The sequence below is a fragment of the Campylobacter sp. P255 genome (assembly GCF_003627915.1).
Classification (GTDB): Bacteria; Campylobacterota; Campylobacteria; order Campylobacterales; family Campylobacteraceae; genus Campylobacter_D.
Map to the genome: position 1 here is coordinate 125,183 of NZ_NREN01000003.1, position 17,102 is coordinate 142,284.

15 protein-coding genes are annotated in these 17,102 nt (G+C 28.7%); all 15 read right to left on the reverse strand.

Annotation, left to right across the window (positions count from 1 at the left end; genetic code table 11):
- Window positions 1-22: 22 nt before the first annotated feature.
- The 15 genes from CKA54_RS02655 to CKA54_RS02725 are packed head-to-tail and all read right to left on the reverse strand — an operon-like array spanning window position 23 to window position 16,914.
- The gene (locus CKA54_RS02655; RefSeq protein WP_120759762.1) at window positions 23-1,276 is read right to left on the reverse strand and encodes a cation:proton antiporter; all 1,254 of its coding nucleotides are present in this window, start codon (window positions 1,274-1,276) and stop codon (window positions 23-25) included.
- A gap of 11 nt (window positions 1,277-1,287) precedes the next feature.
- Window positions 1,288-2,247, reverse strand: a complete 960-nt coding sequence (locus CKA54_RS02660) for a pyruvate kinase (protein WP_120759764.1) — start codon at window positions 2,245-2,247, stop codon at window positions 1,288-1,290.
- Window position 2,248: 1 nt separating this feature from the next.
- Window positions 2,249-3,307 carry a sulfate adenylyltransferase gene (locus CKA54_RS02665; protein WP_120759766.1) on the reverse strand — a complete coding sequence of 353 codons (1,059 nt, stop codon included), beginning with the start codon at window positions 3,305-3,307 and terminating at the stop codon, window positions 2,249-2,251.
- A gap of 42 nt (window positions 3,308-3,349) precedes the next feature.
- Window positions 3,350-5,182, reverse strand: coding sequence for a DUF2972 domain-containing protein (locus CKA54_RS02670; protein WP_120759768.1), 1,833 nt, complete (start codon window positions 5,180-5,182; stop codon window positions 3,350-3,352).
- Window positions 5,175-5,690: an adenylyl-sulfate kinase gene (locus CKA54_RS02675; protein ID WP_120759770.1), complete on the reverse strand. Its 516-nt coding sequence runs from the start codon at window positions 5,688-5,690 to the stop codon at window positions 5,175-5,177. The genes CKA54_RS02670 and CKA54_RS02675 overlap by 8 nt, the downstream gene beginning before the upstream one ends.
- A 1-nt stretch (window position 5,691) precedes the next feature.
- Window positions 5,692-6,360: a nucleotidyltransferase family protein gene (locus CKA54_RS02680; protein ID WP_120759772.1), complete on the reverse strand. Its 669-nt coding sequence runs from the start codon at window positions 6,358-6,360 to the stop codon at window positions 5,692-5,694.
- Window positions 6,348-6,953 carry a D-sedoheptulose 7-phosphate isomerase gene (locus CKA54_RS02685; RefSeq protein ID WP_120759773.1) on the reverse strand — a complete coding sequence of 202 codons (606 nt, stop codon included), beginning with the start codon at window positions 6,951-6,953 and terminating at the stop codon, window positions 6,348-6,350. Before CKA54_RS02685 ends, CKA54_RS02680 begins: the two co-directional genes overlap by 13 nt.
- Window positions 6,941-7,957 carry a dehydrogenase gene (locus tag CKA54_RS02690; RefSeq protein WP_120759775.1) on the reverse strand — a complete coding sequence of 339 codons (1,017 nt, stop codon included), beginning with the start codon at window positions 7,955-7,957 and terminating at the stop codon, window positions 6,941-6,943. Before CKA54_RS02690 ends, CKA54_RS02685 begins: the two co-directional genes overlap by 13 nt.
- 5 nt (window positions 7,958-7,962) lie before the next feature.
- Entirely contained in the window at window positions 7,963-8,994 is a 1,032-nt protein-coding gene (locus CKA54_RS02695; RefSeq protein ID WP_120759777.1) for a GDP-mannose 4,6-dehydratase, read from the reverse strand.
- A gap of 12 nt (window positions 8,995-9,006) precedes the next feature.
- Window positions 9,007-10,050, reverse strand: coding sequence for an NAD-dependent epimerase/dehydratase family protein (locus CKA54_RS02700; RefSeq protein ID WP_120759779.1), 1,044 nt, complete (start codon window positions 10,048-10,050; stop codon window positions 9,007-9,009).
- A gap of 3 nt (window positions 10,051-10,053) precedes the next feature.
- Entirely contained in the window at window positions 10,054-10,596 is a 543-nt protein-coding gene (locus CKA54_RS02705; protein ID WP_120759781.1) for a dTDP-4-dehydrorhamnose 3,5-epimerase family protein, read from the reverse strand.
- Window positions 10,596-11,846 (reverse strand): NAD(P)-binding protein, encoded by a 1,251-nt coding sequence (locus CKA54_RS02710; protein ID WP_120759783.1) that lies wholly within the window; start codon window positions 11,844-11,846, stop codon window positions 10,596-10,598. Before CKA54_RS02710 ends, CKA54_RS02705 begins: the two co-directional genes overlap by 1 nt.
- Window positions 11,843-13,660 (reverse strand): hypothetical protein, encoded by a 1,818-nt coding sequence (locus CKA54_RS02715; RefSeq protein ID WP_120759785.1) that lies wholly within the window; start codon window positions 13,658-13,660, stop codon window positions 11,843-11,845. Before CKA54_RS02715 ends, CKA54_RS02710 begins: the two co-directional genes overlap by 4 nt.
- A 12-nt stretch (window positions 13,661-13,672) precedes the next feature.
- Window positions 13,673-15,961 (reverse strand): hypothetical protein, encoded by a 2,289-nt coding sequence (locus CKA54_RS02720; RefSeq protein ID WP_120759786.1) that lies wholly within the window; start codon window positions 15,959-15,961, stop codon window positions 13,673-13,675.
- Complete coding sequence (locus CKA54_RS02725) at window positions 15,958-16,914, reverse strand: glycosyltransferase family 2 protein (protein ID WP_120759788.1); 957 nt, start codon at window positions 16,912-16,914, stop codon at window positions 15,958-15,960. The genes CKA54_RS02720 and CKA54_RS02725 overlap by 4 nt, the downstream gene beginning before the upstream one ends.
- Between the last annotated feature and the right edge of the window lie 188 nt (window positions 16,915-17,102).

Genomic DNA, 17,102 nt, shown 5'->3' on the forward strand with positions numbered 1-17,102 from the left:
TAGAATTTAAAGAGAGATTATATCAAAACCTATAAAATATTTCACTATTTTTATTTTTTTGATACCTTAACCAATATCCAGCCAACATTGAAGAAAATAATGTAGTTAAAATCAAGGTTGTAAAAAACCCAGTATTAATAATTTGATAATAAAACGCAACACTAGCTAAAACAATCCCGGGTCCTCCCCTAGCATTCATAGTAATAGCGAAATTCACTCTTGAAATATTTGAAATTTTTAAACTCAAAAGAGAAACATAGCTTCCAAAAAATTCTAAAACACATGCTAGCAAACAAAACATCACAAACATTACAAATGAGAATTCATGGATGACATTTAATTGTATACCAATTAACGCAAAATATATTGGAATAAAACACGAAAAAGAAAAATCGGATATACTTGTAATTTTCTCTTTTAATTCCAAGTTATTCTGTAATGTATTCTTGATTAAAAATCCCACTAAAAAAGAGGTATACATAGGATTAATATGAACGATATTCAACAATGCTATAGCTAAAAACAACAATACAAATGAAAGCGTAAAGAAATCTATCGATTCAAATCGAAAATGAATCTTATTAACAATATTTGCCAAAACCTTTACCAAAACAAAAAGAGCAATAGTTACAAATGCTGTCCATAAATTATTTTCAATTGAAAAAGAACTACTTGTTGCAGCATTAATAGCAATATTAAGCAATATCCACAAAAATAAATCTTGTATGGTTGAAGTAGTTAAAACTATACTAGCAAACCTTGTTTTTATAATACCTATATCAAAAAAAATCTTTGAAATAACCGGAATTGAAGTAACTGCTATTGCAATTAAAAAAACTAAGCTAAAAGATAAATCATTGCCTTTTTCACCAATAAAAGCATCCTTAAAATAATCAATAAAAAAATATCCTAGTATAATAGGTATAAATGTTGCTCCGAAAAACAATGTAGATATAATTTTAATATTCTGTTTTTCAAAATTAATTTGCGTATTGAAACCCGCAATAAACATTAAGAATATAAGACCTAATTGATAAAAAGTATTTAAAATTTTTCCTTGTTCTTGAAAACTCAAAAATATTTGCGTAATCAATTCTGGTGCTATAATGTAAATTCCACTTGCACCCAGTATAAACCCACCTGCAATTTCCCCAATAACTTTAGGTGCTCTCAAAAAAGTAAAAATTTTGCCAAAAACAAAAGCAGATAATAATAAAATACCTAGAGATAAAAATACAGCCGTAAGGTTATCAGGACTCAGAGATTCTATTTTCATTGTACAACCCTTTATAAAGTTATTTTTTCAGAGTTAATCTCATTTTTCATTAAATCCAAAATTTTTACACACTCACGCACATATTTTCCAACAGCAGTTTCCTCGGATAGTTGGATTCCATAAACGCCACTTTTTGATATATTGTACAAATCATCGATTTCAGCTATAGTAGGTATAGGTTTATCTTCCATATTTTTGAGAATCTGAGTTGCCAAAAACACTTTCACGCCGTTGTGATTAGCCATTTGGATAATATAATTTTGAAATCTAGGAATTTTTTCAATACCAATTTCTGTTGACAAATCCCCCCTATCTATTAATATAAATTCTACTTCATTTAAAATTTCATACAAATTCTCTACAGCTTCTAAAGTTTCTATCTTTGAAATAATTTTAGTATCGGAATTTAGAACTTGTTTTAACTCACATACATCTTGCGCCTTTCTTACAAAAGATGCTCCAAGATAATCAATTTTAAATTCATTACATAGTTTAATTAATTCTCTATCTTTTTCAAATAAAAAAGGGATATTTTCATGAAGGTTTCTTATATGCATGCCTTTATTATTTAATAACAAGCCATCACTCTTAGAGGTAAATACTATTTTTTCAGCATCAACAGATTTAACAATAAATAAAAAAACGCTATCATTCGCATATACATTCATACCTGGTTGAATTAGCTTGTAAAAATCTTTAAAGTTAAATTGCGTAGTTTTTAAGGCAAAGTCTTGTTCTTTAGAAATTTTTATAGGTTCCACAATATTAGCAGTTCTAATTTTATTACCAGGAAGATCAATTAAAATTTTAGCTGATTTATTTTGATTTCTTATATTCAAAACAGTGTTTTTTATGTCATCTAAGCTACCATGAGCTCCATTTATTCTATAGATAAAATTATCATGATGAATTTCATTAATTTGAATCTTACCACCTAAGCTAGGTCCCACTGTTAATATATATTTTTGCATTTTAATCCTTTATAAAAATATTGCTTACTCCAAGATTTATGAGTGTTTGAGCAACCTCTTTTCTCATAAATCTCTCATCTGGAATTTCTCCTGAAATTAAGGCTTTTCTAATTTTGGTACCACTGATAGAAATTTTATGAGTATCTTTGTGTGAACATACCTTCTCACTAACTATCTCTTGACATTTAGTACAAAAATATGGCTCTTTTAAAAGTAATAGCTCTACGCCAAGCTCATTTGCAGAATTTAATTCTTTTGCAAGCTTGTGCGCTTCGTACACTCCATAATAATCACCCACACCAGCATGGTCTCTACCTATAATAAAATGGGTACAGCCTGCATTTTTACGAACTATTGCGTGAAAAATAGCCTCTTTGGGACCAGCATAACGCATATTGGTTTCTAAGCCTTGTATGAACACTCTGTTTTTCGGATAAAACTCTTCAAACATTATATTATATGCACTCATAACCGCTTCTTGAGTAAAGTCACCTTCTTTTTTCCATCCAATCAAAGGATTAATAAACAAAGCATCACAAAGCTCTAAGGCGATTTTTTGCAGATGTTCATGGGCTTTATGTATAGCATTTCTTGTTTGAAAACCTGCAATAGTTTTAACTTCTTTATTTTTTTTATTAAAAACATCTTGTAGTATATTTTTATATAAACTGTCCTGATAAATTTCTTCTCTAAGTTGTATTTTTCCGGCAATCTTAAATGGAGATTTTAACTTTTCTTTTTTTATACCAGGATGATTTAGATCTTTAGTTTGGTAGATTTCAAACAAATCTTGATCTTGTACTTGAAATTTATCTTCTATATATATATTTCCTATTAATTTATTTTGATAATACAAATCTCTTGTACTACCTATAGTGTAAAAATTTAAATTATCTACTTCTAAAGTTATAGGCAAGGTCCAAATCGAACCATTTGAAAGCTTCATATTATAAACCACACTTTTAAAATCTTCATAGTTCATAAAACCTTCTAAGGGATCAAAAATTTTTGATGCAAGATATTTAAGATCTAAAAGATTTTCATGGTTGATGTTTATCATTGTTACCCTTAAAGTTTAAAAGTTAAATTATAACAGATTTTCTTAATCATTTTCACATAATTTTTCAAATTCTTGATAATACTTCCATTTTTGCAAATACTCAGGGTGTTTTTCTCTAACATAGGTTAAGTCTTCATCTAGTATGTTTTTTAATTTTACTCTTAAATCTTTTTTATCTTTCAAATAATCAAGAATTTGTTCTTCTGTTATGAGATTATCTTTTATTTTTTGCTCATGTTCTTCTAGTGCGTTCATATATTCATTAAGATACTTTTTACTCGCTAAAAATAATTCTTGATTATTTTTTAGTATTTCATACTCATTAGATTTAACCAATAATACAATATTATCAAACATTAATTTTCTTTTACTAAAAATTTCACAAGTTATATCTGTAAATCCTTCTTTTTTTGGATGAATTTGGTGCGTTGTTATGATAATACTTACCCCACCCTCTAAACCAAATGAAGTATCATCTTCTGTATTAGGATTGGTTAAATCATAAGGATGTGCATATAATGTTACCGGTAAGCAGATTAAGTCACCTTGGTTTCTATTAACTCTTCCTTGAAAAGGTATAGGATCACTTGGGGGTGTAAAGCCATATTTTTTAGCTAATCTTGTAAAAGTATTAAAGGCATTTTCTTTATTTATATCTGCCATTTCTAAGCATTCAATATTTTCTATTTTATTGTATTTATTTAATATATTTAAACGTTTTTGGGTTTTAAAATATACTCCGTTTGGTTTTGAATGACACATGATAACCACATCGACAAGACCAAGACTTGGATAATTTTTACAGTTATAATAATATGGTTTTGCGAATTCTAATTTTATACATTTAAGATTTATATTTTTGTTTGGAATCATCATTTTATTCATAATTTCATTATTCGTATGATTGACAGCATGCTTTATTATGGAAATTGGATCCCTAGCAACAAACATGCAATATCTACAAAAACACATCAAATGTAATATTTTATTATTTTTATAAAATTCAGAACACACTGGTATTATATTAAAATCATTTTCATTGCTATCGTATATATTTCTATATACTTCAGAGACGCTTAGTGAAATATTGACTTTTTTATTTATTCCACAACTTGGAAAAAAAACACTACTTATAGCAACCAATCCACTTGAAGAGTTAACCAACCACACTAATTTATAATTATTTGGTAATGGTAAATTCATCTCCCAAGCTAATTCTGATGAGATATTGTTATAATTTAACTTTTCACTATCTTTTTTAAGTTTTTCTGGATCTAACAAGGAAGGGTAAGGATGGTTATCTTTTTTATATCTATGATAAAAATCATCTGATAACAACCAAGGCTTAATAACATCTAAATGCTGAATAAAAAAATCAAAATTATGAAAGATATTATTTAATATAGGCTCATAATCTTTATGTGAACTTAAAATTTCTTTTATCAAACTATAGTTTTTTAAGATCTTTTCTTTGTTTTTAAAATCTAACCTATCTATGTGCAATTTTTTAATGATTTCATAATCTTTTTTTGCTTGTATGATATTCTTATATAGAAAAAAATATCCACCTTTATACCAATCTCTATGAGCTTTAATCAAAACACTACCAATCATATACGATAAATGAAAAGTATATCTCACACTGTCTTCATAGTCCTTGCAGTCTTTTAATTTCGGATAAGTTAATTGCGGAAAAACCTTAACAGTTTGTTTGTAGATTTTTATCTGCAAAGAATGCTCTTTTTTTATTGTATATAATTGATGCAATAATTTTGCATATCCTTTTCTTTTCTTCTTACATTCTAAAACAGCAAAGCCGAGTTTATAGGCTAATTGGTTTTTAATTCTATCTACCGCACTATATGGATCAAACATTTACATCTCTTAGTTTTTCAATAATCATTTGAACTTTTTCCTCTAATTTATCTTGACATGAATTTTCAATCACCAAATCAGAATTTGGAAAGTCAAACTCGATATCAACACCAACCACATTTTGTATTTCTTTTCTTAATGCCTTGCTGTAAAGATTTTTTTGATCTCGCTTTATCAGCTCTTCCATGTCACATTTTACATAAACTTCAAAATAATGCTTAAGATTTTTTCTATTATAAGCATAAATTTCATTAAACATAGATATGGTTGCAACAATAACTATCATACCTTGATCATTTAAAAATTTAGCAAATTTAGACCGTTTTATAGCCAACTCTATACGACTTTGTTTATCATAGTCGTATACTCCTAAAACATCCCTAAATTCATCTCCATCAAGATAAATAACATTTGTATGTTCTTGTTTAAGTGTGTTATATAAAGCTTTTCCTATAGTGCTTTTGCCACTTCCTGCAAGGCCTGTTAGAGTTATAATAAAATTCTTCATTTTACCCCTTATATTTTACAAAAAACTTGTAATCTTGTGGTACCCCAATATCAATAAAATAATCATCAAAAATTTGGGTTTGTATTTTTAGCAATTTAAAATTTTCTTGCAAAAATTCTTCAAAAGAAAATTTTTTCTCCAAATCAAATTCATCAAAAATATCTTTTTTCAGTAAGTATATACCACCGTTGATTAAACCTTGTTTTTTAAATACTTTCTCTTCAAAAGATGTTACAATACCTTGATCATCAACATTCACAGTGCCATATCGATCAAAATTTTGCATTTGTTTAAGTGCAATACAAATTTTACCATTATTTAAAGCAAGCTTTTTTAGATCAATATCAAATATAGTGTCACCATTTAAAACATAAGCTTGATTTTGTATCAACTTCAAGGCATCTTTTATAGCTCCACCTGTACCTAAAAGCTCTTTTTCAATGTTATAGCGTATTCTCATACCTTCAAATTCTTCTTTAAAGTACTCTTGGATGAGTTCGTATTTATACGAAACACTTAAAATAACTTCAGTAATTCCTTGTTTTTTTAAATACTCTAAAACAAAGGTTAAAAATGGCTTTCCATTAATCGGCGCCATAGGCTTTGGGAGATCTTGCACTACGCTTTTTAATCTCGTGCCAAGACCTCCTGCTAAAACTATAGTTTGCAATCAAACCCCTTGCCAAAAAGCTCTTCTTCTACTATAGCACAGATGATATGTCCTATCAAAATATGTGCTTCTTGAATTCTTGGTGTACAAGTTGATGGCACCTTAATACAATAATCACAAAGTTCATCCATAGCACCACCGCTAGCTCCGGTTAAGCCTATGCTTAAAATTCCTTTTTCTTTACAAATTTCTAAAGCTTTTAAGATATTTTTACTATTTCCGCTTGTAGAAATTCCTATAAATACATCCCCATTCACACCTTGAGCTTGTACTTGTCTTGCGAATAAATTTTCATAACCATAGTCATTGCCAATAGCTGTTAAAATACTCGTATCAGTACTTAAAGCAATACTTGCAATACCAGGTCTGTCAAAGTAAAATCTACTCACAAACTCCCCAGCTATATGCTGTGCATCGGCTGCACTTCCTCCATTGCCTGCTAGTAAAGTTTTATTGCCATTTTTATAAGCGTTAATCACTTTTAAAGATACCTCTTTAATTAAGCTGATCATATCATTATCATTTAAAATCTTAGTTTTAATATCAATTGAATCGCTAAAATGAGATTTTATATATAAATTTAAATTTTCCACGATTTTGCTCCTTCTTTAGTGAAGTAGAACTCTTGCACATATCCCTGTTGTTCATTTAGAATTTTTTTAAGTTTATATTTTTTTACAGGATCAACCATAAAAAACATAAATCCTCCAGCGCCCGCTCCACTTGTTTTGCCACTATAGGCACCATTTTCCATGGCTAAATGATAAATTCTTTCAAGTTCATCATTACTTACTATATCAGAAATGATCTTTTTTGACTGCCATGACTTACCTAAAATTTGAGCTATTTTGTCAAAATCAGCTCTAAATAATGCTTCTTTCATATCTAGCGCATCTTGCTTTATCGCATGCATAGCATTAAGAGAGTTTTCATCTCCTAGTTTTCCTTTTTTATGTTCTTCTATATCTTTAGCGTCTCTAGTGATATTTGTAAAATAAAGCAAAACTCTAGCCTCAAGCTCACTTGCTATCCAATTTTTAATGCGTAAAGGATTAACTATAACTCTTTTTTGATCATAAAATTCCATAAAGTTAAACCCGCCAAAAGTTGCAGCGTATTGATCTTGTGCACCACCTACGATGGCCATATCCTCTCGTTCAATCTCATACGCTAAACGTGCGATCTCATACTCACCCAAAGGCAAATTCAGCCATTCTGCAAATGCTTTGATGATACCCACCACCAAAGTAGAACTACCACCAAGTCCACTACCACTTGGTACATCTGAATAAGTATGCAAAGAAAAACTTAAAGGTTTTTTAACATAATCTTTTACCAAACGATTATAAATTGCTTTATAAAGATCTAACTTGCCATCATTTTCTAAAAAATCTTTGCTTTTATACTCTACTTTTAAATTCGTATCTGATGAATCAAAAATGATTTTTCCATCATCTCTTTCTATCAAAGTACAATGCACATATAAAGATATAGTCGCATTTAAAACATAACCTGTGTATTGATCACAATATAAATTTATATCAGTACCCCCGCCGGCTAAACCTAAGCGCAAGGGAGTTTGAGAACGAATTATCATAACTACTACCTATTAAGCGGGATTCTACCCATAGAAATTTCTTTTCTCCAATGATTTAGCAAATCTTCAAACATCTGCCTAGCTGGAATTTCTGGCTTCCAATTGATATAGCTTTTGATTTTAGTATTATCAAACATTTGATAGTCTGCATCAATAGGACGCAATCTTTCTTCATCTTGCTCTACTTTGATATCTTTTCTTGTAGAAAGACTCAAAAGTATATCGATAACCTCAGGAAGCTTAAAAGCCTCTTCACCCGCTATATTAAAAGCTTCACCGCAAGGAACTTTTCCTTTTTCACTTTCTAATGAAAGCAAATAATAAGCCCTTATCGCATCTCTAGCATCTTGAAAAGTTCTTACACTTGATAAATTTCCTACTTTGATAACAGGCTCTTGGTAACCCGCTTCAATCAATGCGATTTGCTTTGCAACTGTACTTTCAAAAAACACATCAGAACGTCTTGGACCACTATGAGTTCCCATCCTAGTGACATAAGTTTTTATGCCATAAGCCTCACCGTAAAATCTTCCCAAATAATCTGTACCGATTTTACTTATACTATAAGGACTTGCGCCATGAAAGGTTGTATCTTCGTTTAACTTAACACCTACTTTTGCTCTACCATAAACCTCACTAGAAGAACACACATGCACTACAGGATCATAACCATCTTTGGCTTTTAATAATCTAATATTTTCTAAAATATTTGCTGTGCCTATGATATTAGTTTGTAAGGTTTCTATAGGTATATCAAAAGAAGTTTTTGGGTAAGACTGTGCAGCCAAATGAAAGATCACATCCGGTCGTTTGCTTTCAAAAAGCTTTTGGATACTCGAATAATCATTCAAATCAGCATAAAAAATGCTAATTCTATCTTTTTTATTAATCCTATCACTTAGATGATAGATATTATCCATAGGTTCTTGCCAACGCATCATGCCTATAACATCATGGTCAGTATTTTCTAGTAAAAAGTCCGCCATTTGCGAGCCGACTTGACCTGTAAAACCTGTAATCAATACTGTTTTTTTCATATCAAAACCCTCTTAAGCTTTTTTACTATTTTGAAGGTAATCTTCATACATCATCTTAATACCTTCTTCAAGCTCTATTTTATGTTTCCAACCCAAAGAATGAATTTTAGAACAATCAAGTAGTCTATTCATAGAACTATCCGGTTTGCTTATATCAAATTTTATTTCACCTTGATACTGTGTAATTTGTTTTATTAAATAAGCTAATTCTGCAATAGACAAATCGCTACCTGTGCCCACATTAATATGTGTATTTTTTATATTATTTTTAGATAGATCGCTAAAATTAATATTATTCATTATATATATACAAACATCTGCCAAATCATCTGAATGTATAAATTCCCTCCTAGTCTTACCCGCACCCCAAAGCTCTATATGCTCTCCATAGATTCCATTAGCATTAAGATAACTTATCGCTTCATCTTGATCTTGCAAGTTAAGATCTAATAAAATTTCATCATATCTCTTTTCATTAAGAAGTTTTGCTAAATGAAATTTTCTAAGCATCGCTGGTAATACCCTAGCTGTTTTTAAGTTATAATCAGCTGTTTTTCCATATAAATTAGTCAATGCAACTGAAATAAAATTAGTATTATATTGCAAATTATAAAATTCACACATTCTAACTCCAGCAGTCTTTGCTAAAGCATATGGTTCAGCATTATACTCCAACTCACTTGTAAGCAAACTTTCTTCTTTGATAGGATTATCTGCACGCTGAGGATACATCCAAGAACTACCAAAAAAAATTAATTTTTTTACATTTGAACTATACGAATTGAAAAATATATTATTCTGAATTGTTAAATTTTCGTATAAAATATCAGCTGGAGCTTTTACACCCAAAGCACTCATTTTTGCCGCTGCAAAAAAAACATATTCTGGTTGATTATTGTCAAAAAAATTTTTTACAGCACTAAAATCAAGTAAGTTTAGCTCTTCTCTTGTTGCATATATTAGATTATTATAACCTAGTTTTTGCAATTTTTCCATTATAGCACTTCCGGCAGATCCGCGGTGTCCTACTATATAAATCTTTGAATTTTTTTCCATAAATCACTCCTTGCTTACAGCTAAAATATCTCTTTCTGAAAGGATTGGAGATTTTGTTGGCCAATCAACTCCTATTCTCTCATCATTCCAAGCATAGGTGAATTGTTCATTTGCGTCCACATATTCTCCTTTATATGCACATTTGTAGTAATACACTGCACTTTCGCTACTCACATAATGTGCATTTCCAAATCCAGCTGGAACCAAGATAATTTTTTGGTTATCTTGATTTATTATAAATTTTTCATGTTTTAAATAAGTAGGCGAATCTTGTCTACAATCAACCACAACCTGATGGATTTCTCCATAAACACAAGTAGCTAGTTTATATGTTTTATGATCCCCGTGTATACCTCTTATAACATTATGTCTAGAGTGAATAAATTTATCATGTATAAATTGAAGATTATCTGGCAAAAGTTTATCTATAGCTTCACTTGTAAAAGCTGTCCATATTTCTCCACGCAAATCTCTAAATTTATTAGGAGTTATTATATATACTCCTTTTAAAATTTTTGATTCTTGTATATCAAATTCTATTGCCATTATTTTCCTTTATATTTTTCTTTTATACTTTGAGCTAGATCAATAGATCTCTTAATACATACATCCATATTATAATACTCCCATTCGCCAAATCTACCATGTGAGAAAATTCCAAGTGAATTCAAATATGAAATTGCACCTGTTTTTGCTTGAGTATAATTTAGATCAAAAAAAACATAAGCATGTTCTGTAACATTATAATCAATTGGTTTTTTCAAAAATGGTATTTTTTTTCCTTCTCTCACTAGTTTATCATAAGCAATTTCACCTATCGCCTCTGTTGTACAAAATTTTCCTTTTGGTTGCACTATAGAGCCAGTATTAGAAATTCTATGGAAACCTATACTTGAATCTGGAATATAACCCCAAGTAATATCTAGACTTCCATCTGTTTCCCAAAAAATATTTGTAACTTTATTATATTTAAGTTTTTTAAAGCAACTTAAAGCTTCAGCAGGAATATCCTTTAAAATTTTAGGTACAAGATCCAATGGACTTGTATTTATCAGTATATCATATTTTTTTTCACCATTAACAACCCATTGGTTGTTTTCTTTTTTAAGATCTTTTACCTCATAATTCGTAAGAATATTTACATTTTCCCCTATAGCTTCTATAAAAGTATTTTGATTATTTGTTTTTGGATAATAAAAAGCAGCGTGAGACATTTTATCGGTTGTTTTATCAATCAATGACTTATAAAAACTCTCCTTTGTTGGAACAGGAAGTTTCATTTGCTTTTCATCTTCTATCCATACATTATCCATATTTTTTGGCGCTATGCCCCAAATTTTAGTATTATACGGTATAAAATATTCTTTTGCCAAAGTTGGGCCAAAATGATTTACAAACCACTCTTCGAGATTGTTTCCTTTCTCATATGAAGCATTAAACATTTCATTTGTTATTTTAAAAGCCAAATTTGTATCAAAATTGTCTATTTCTTTGATTGAGAATTCTATAGGATATGTAATCCAATTTTCTTTAAACAAGATTTCAGCTTTTCTAGGCAAATAATTCCATTTATCTTTACTTAATACAGTATTAAACACAAAATCCAAAACATCATCAAATTTAGAATTAAAACAATGTCCACCATTTACATGGTATGGCTTACCATCAACATCTTTTGTTCTAGCGATACCGCCTACAACATTAGATTTTTCTAAAACCTCTACTTCAAAGTCATCTTTTAGAAGTCTTGCAACAGACATACCAGATATACCAGCACCAATAATACCTATTTTCATTCTTCACTCCTTGATTTCATTTTGTTTTTTAGCTTATAAATATCAAACATCATTTTAATATAACCACCCTTATACCAATTTTTATGAGCACTGATTATTATTTCTCCGAGTTTGTAATTATAACTGTCTTTTTCTATTAAGCTTTCATTATAATCTGGATAATTTTTTAAGCACGGTATTCCTAATTCTAAATTTTCTAATATTTTTTTTCTCCTCATCATTTTAATTCGTTTATGTTCTTTGCTGATATATATTAATATAATAGGCAACATTAACTTATTAAACAAACCTTTGGAATAAATATTATATGCTAAACCCAATTTGTATGCTAAATGATCATATATGTATTTTTTTGCTGACTCAGATTGTATAGCATAACGATCAATAGACTTTATTATTTCACTCTCTAAAAGCAAAATAATCTTTTCATGATTATTTAAAAAAAGACAACTAGATAACACTTTTTTATCAAAATAATTATACCTTAAAAAAAAGTCTATTTTATCTTTAAATTTCTTATTGTTGGTGGTTATTAGCTTGTAGACCAAATAATATGTCACGCAATAAAGATTTGGATATTTTGCTATATTTTTTATATTTAAGTAACTTAAAAAAACAAAATCATAAAGAAAATATTCAGGACCACCCCATCCGTTATACAATAAATTTTCAAAAAATTTATCCATATTGTTGATATTTGCAACAAAAAATTCCTCAGCAACATCAGGCTGATCATTTTTTAACAATAAATCAACATAAAAGACCTTAAAAACAAATGCGTCATCTCTAACTAGCATTGCTTCTTTTATATTTTCAATTTGCTCTGATATTGGCATATTTAATTCTTTAGCATAAATATATAAATGAATAAATGCAAAAGATTTTTGATAATTATCGAAATCAAATTTTTGCAGATTACTTTTTATTATATTATACTTTTCTTGCAAAGAATACATATCATAAACACAAATTCTTTCACAATTTCCTATCAAGTAAGACAAATTAGAAAAACCACTACTTCCGCTCAAATATAGCTTTTTCGAGTTAGCCATTAAAGTAATATCAAAAAACATTCTTTGCGTACTATCAAAACCATCATCAATTAAATCTTCAGAAATGTATATATTTTGACTTTTTGTTGCTTTGGTGCAATACTTTTTAATTTCGTAATTTAAATTAAAGTCATCTCCAATAATAATAAGTTTTTGATTTTTTAAACATTCCAAAATTAGTTGCATAACAATAAATACTGTTAATCCTTTATTGTAACACAAATACATGTCAATGCCGTTTTTTTGCTTTATTATATCTGCTGATCGAATATGAAATACCACATAATCACCTAATAATTTTACTTTATCAGCGCACCCTATTGCTGTTTTAATATGATCTGTAAAACCAATTTCTCTCCACTTTTTCTGTATTACATTTTTATAATCTAAATCATCTATCCCATCAACCCCGTGCAAAATAAAATTACCCTGAAAATCAAACAAGCTCGTTTGCAAACTAACACAGTATTTATTGTTTTTTATGTTTTCAATAATCATTTTTGGATTATTCCACCAAATACTATAATTAGGGTATTGTATATCATGCTTAAAATAGTGTTTCTCAATAAATTCTGATGTAAAAAAATATTCCTTATTTTGTATATTTGGAAAGCTTACTTTTTCATCTGTAGTTGAGCGAATAACATGCCACAAGAAATAAAATTTTAATTCAAACTTTTCACTAAGATACATTGCATTTAAAAATGCCAACATTCTTTCACCCAAAGCATCTTTGCGACTTGCAACTATAATTTTATCCATCAAATCCGCTCCTTATTCAATATCTCTATTTAACCAATTTATCACTTCATTCTTCATATAGTTTAAATGCAAATATCTGTCATTATTGTATTGCATATAGGTTTCATATTCACGGTTAAAACTTTGGCATGAATTTTCAAAAAAATTCTTCATAAATTTTTCCTTTCTATTTTCCATAACGTATTTTAAAAGTTCTTCTGCTTTCTGATATTGTTTGGTTTGAAGATAGAAATCAATTATATATATTCTATATGCATCATTCTCAAAATCATATTTTAAAGCTTGCTGAATCATGCTAAATGATTTTTCAGCGCTTTCGCCAAGCTGCTTTGATAAAGAATACAATCTAAAATACGCCATAGCGGTATACAAATCATGCAAACCTAGTTTATATAAATTTTTTTCAATAATATCATACTGCTTTTTTAAATTAAATAAACTGTGGTAAGAAATCAAGTTATTTTTTCCAGATATCATCATCGATACTTTAGAAAAAACAGATTCTCTAGCTGAATAAATTTTTTCAGCCTTTGACATTAAATTCATATCAAAAAAGCTTCTTTCCATATCAGAGTATTGTTTAGTAATAAAATCATCCACACATTTAATAGCCTCATGATTACCAATTTTTGATGAAACATAACTAGATAATAGAGCATTTGATTTCAAATCTTGACCAAAAACAATTACAAAGTTACCGTTTTGAACCTCTTTTAGTATAATCTCTAATGCAATTTCATAAGGAAAATATCGTTCTTCAACCACACACCATCCAGGTACTTTTCTAGAATCAGAAAAGATAATTTCTCCTCCTCTTATATGTATAGCAACAAATTTCTGACTCATTTTTTTATAAATCGTATTTACATCGTTAATAATTTCCTTAAAAGAACCCGAAAAACCAATAGTTTGGTAGATTTCTGATATATCTTTCAATGCTTGTTTTTCATCACAACCCTTAATCCACTTGCTTGGCAAAATATCTGTTGAATACCACCCCCATGCTTCATCACTTTTGTTGTATTTTAAATCATACAAACTTCTTTTATTAAATCCTAAATTATGACCCCAACTAGGCATAGCACATTTAGAAGGTATCATATACCGTTTAATAAATTTGTCATCAAACACATGCGTTACATCCTCCATAGCATTTCCCAAATAATGCACTTCGTTAGTTTTAACACTTTTTTGAACATTTAAAAAATCCACATCGATACTATTTTCCCATGTGAAAGCAAATTTAAAGTTGATTTGTCTAGAAAGATACATACCTACCAATATACCAGCTAATCTCATACCAAATGCATCCGGTTTTGCAGAGACAACATATCCTTGTGTTTTTCGCACTAGAATCTGCAATTTTTTTAATTCTATTTTTAGATCTTGTGTAAAAACTTTAACACCTTTTACTTCCATGCATTCAGATATATTAATATAATACTCATCAGGTTTATCTGTGTTAAAAATTAAATCATTCTCCACTAAAATAGCTTGCCAATCATTATATAGATATACTTTTAATTTCTCCTTTTCTATTTGTCTATCAAAAGCTAGTTTAACCCCTTCAGCTAAAACACTATACCCAAGATCACATAGCCAATATAAATCTTTATTTTTATCAAGCAAGCATTTTTTTAAAACATCTGTTTTTGAACTTATATTTACCAAATCAAAATCTTTAAAAATCGGATATATTTTTTTATTTATATCACCCCAATCATTAATCTTTTTAGTATGAAATCTTGTATTTTTTTCTTTTTTCCATCTCCTAAAAGTATCCATCATTTTATACATTGTATAAATGAAAGTTTTATTATCTTTGCGGCAAGAAACAAAACAACAACCTATTCTATATGATAAAAATCTTTGAATTTTCATGACATCCAAATAATCAGGATATGCTTCATAGGGCAAATCAGAAGCGAGATAATCAAACTCTTCTATTTTTTTTGATTGCTTAAAATTGCTATAAATTTTACACAAAGTTTTAAAAAAACTATCATTTTTAAAACTATCTATGATTTTAACTCCAAGCTTATACTCCAAGCTTTCCTTTATCCTCTGAACTCCAGTTCCATTTTCAACATAAAAATAAAATTCTGGATATCGTAGCGAGTGTTCAGAAAAAATTATTTTTAGTGCTTTTAGCTTGCCAATCATTTGCAAGGGATCTTGTTTCATTTCATATAAACCAAAATGAAACATATATAAAAAGTAAAAAAACTTTTTTTCTATTTGTTTAGCAAAACCAATATCTTGCTCCTTTTTTATATACTCAATAATTTTCAATGCATTCATAAAATACTACTTAACATGTGATATCTTTTTGCTAAAGAGATATCACCAAAAACTTCTATATAGTGTTTAATATGAGAAGGAATATTTGTAACCTCATTATCATATGAGCAAGTTGTATTTGAAACTATACGATAATGATATAACTCCTCATTGAAAACATAAATATAACGAGCTTGTAAAAATAATAAAATCCCAAAATGGTGATCCTCATGTATAAAATAATCTAAAAATCTTAAATCAATTTTTTGTAGAAATGAAAAATCAATCATTCCGGCCCAAACAAAAGCGAAAATAGAATTTGTATTATCAACCGATTCTAACCATTCTTTATTTGTAATAACCTGTGGATATATATAATTGTATAATTTAATAAAACTTTTTTTAAGCTCATGTCTTTGATGATAAAATTTTTCTTCGATTTCATAATTAAAAGTATTATCAAACCAAACCACATCTACCCCATCCATTCTAGGTACACATTCTTCTATACAGTTTAATTCCCAATAATCATCAGAATCTAAAAAGATAATATAATCTATAATAGGATAGGTAAAGTTTGTTAAATCTTGTTCACTATCAAAAGCTTTATAGCTTTTATATACAGTGTATATTTCATAAGGATTATTACCTTCTACATTAAACTCTATCAAAGAATTTTCTTTTATAGTTTGAGTTTTGTTTTTGAGTTTATATTCTCCGCTAAAATACTCTATACCTACATTTCTTGCTGTGCTTTGTCCACCATTTTTTTTATCAAAAAGAGTGATTCTTTTATCTTTTAAAGTGTATTCTTTTGCAATATTGAGTGAGTTTTCATCTGTGCTACCATCATTTACTAGTATGATTTCTAAATTAGTATAAGTTTGATTGATTACACTATCTAAACATTCTTTTAGATATTTTTCTACATTGTATATGGGGATTACTACGCCTACGGTTTTATTATCTTTCATTTGCACCTTTCTTTATGTATTATTTTTCAACTTCCTAACTTCAAATAGCAACTTGATATACCCCCCCCCCATACCAAGTTTTATTAGCTTGTATAAGAGCTTGTCCAAGTTTATAAGAGAGATGATTTTTAAACTTTAAGGCTTCTTGATAATCAGGATAGCTTTCTAATGGAGGTAATGCTAATGAT

Bases quoted from the DNA above. Each gene is read 5' to 3' on its own strand.
- CKA54_RS02655 (WP_120759762.1), bottom strand. From the start codon at position 1,276: ATGAAAATAGAATCTCTGAGTCCTGATAACCTTACGGCTGTATTTTTA.
- CKA54_RS02660 (WP_120759764.1), bottom strand. From the start codon at position 2,247: ATGCAAAAATATATATTAACAGTGGGACCTAGCTTAGGTGGTAAGATT.
- CKA54_RS02665 (WP_120759766.1), bottom strand. From the start codon at position 3,307: ATGATAAACATCAACCATGAAAATCTTTTAGATCTTAAATATCTTGCA.
- CKA54_RS02670 (WP_120759768.1), bottom strand. From the start codon at position 5,182: ATGTTTGATCCATATAGTGCGGTAGATAGAATTAAAAACCAATTAGCC.
- CKA54_RS02675 (WP_120759770.1), bottom strand. From the start codon at position 5,690: ATGAAGAATTTTATTATAACTCTAACAGGCCTTGCAGGAAGTGGCAAA.
- CKA54_RS02690 (WP_120759775.1), bottom strand. From the start codon at position 7,957: ATGATAATTCGTTCTCAAACTCCCTTGCGCTTAGGTTTAGCCGGCGGG.
- CKA54_RS02695 (WP_120759777.1), bottom strand. From the start codon at position 8,994: ATGAAAAAAACAGTATTGATTACAGGTTTTACAGGTCAAGTCGGCTCG.
- CKA54_RS02700 (WP_120759779.1), bottom strand. From the start codon at position 10,050: ATGGAAAAAAATTCAAAGATTTATATAGTAGGACACCGCGGATCTGCC.
- CKA54_RS02705 (WP_120759781.1), bottom strand. From the start codon at position 10,596: ATGGCAATAGAATTTGATATACAAGAATCAAAAATTTTAAAAGGAGTA.
- CKA54_RS02710 (WP_120759783.1), bottom strand. From the start codon at position 11,846: ATGAAAATAGGTATTATTGGTGCTGGTATATCTGGTATGTCTGTTGCA.
- CKA54_RS02715 (WP_120759785.1), bottom strand. From the start codon at position 13,660: ATGGATAAAATTATAGTTGCAAGTCGCAAAGATGCTTTGGGTGAAAGA.
- CKA54_RS02720 (WP_120759786.1), bottom strand. From the start codon at position 15,961: ATGAATGCATTGAAAATTATTGAGTATATAAAAAAGGAGCAAGATATT.
- CKA54_RS02725 (WP_120759788.1), bottom strand. From the start codon at position 16,914: ATGAAAGATAATAAAACCGTAGGCGTAGTAATCCCCATATACAATGTA.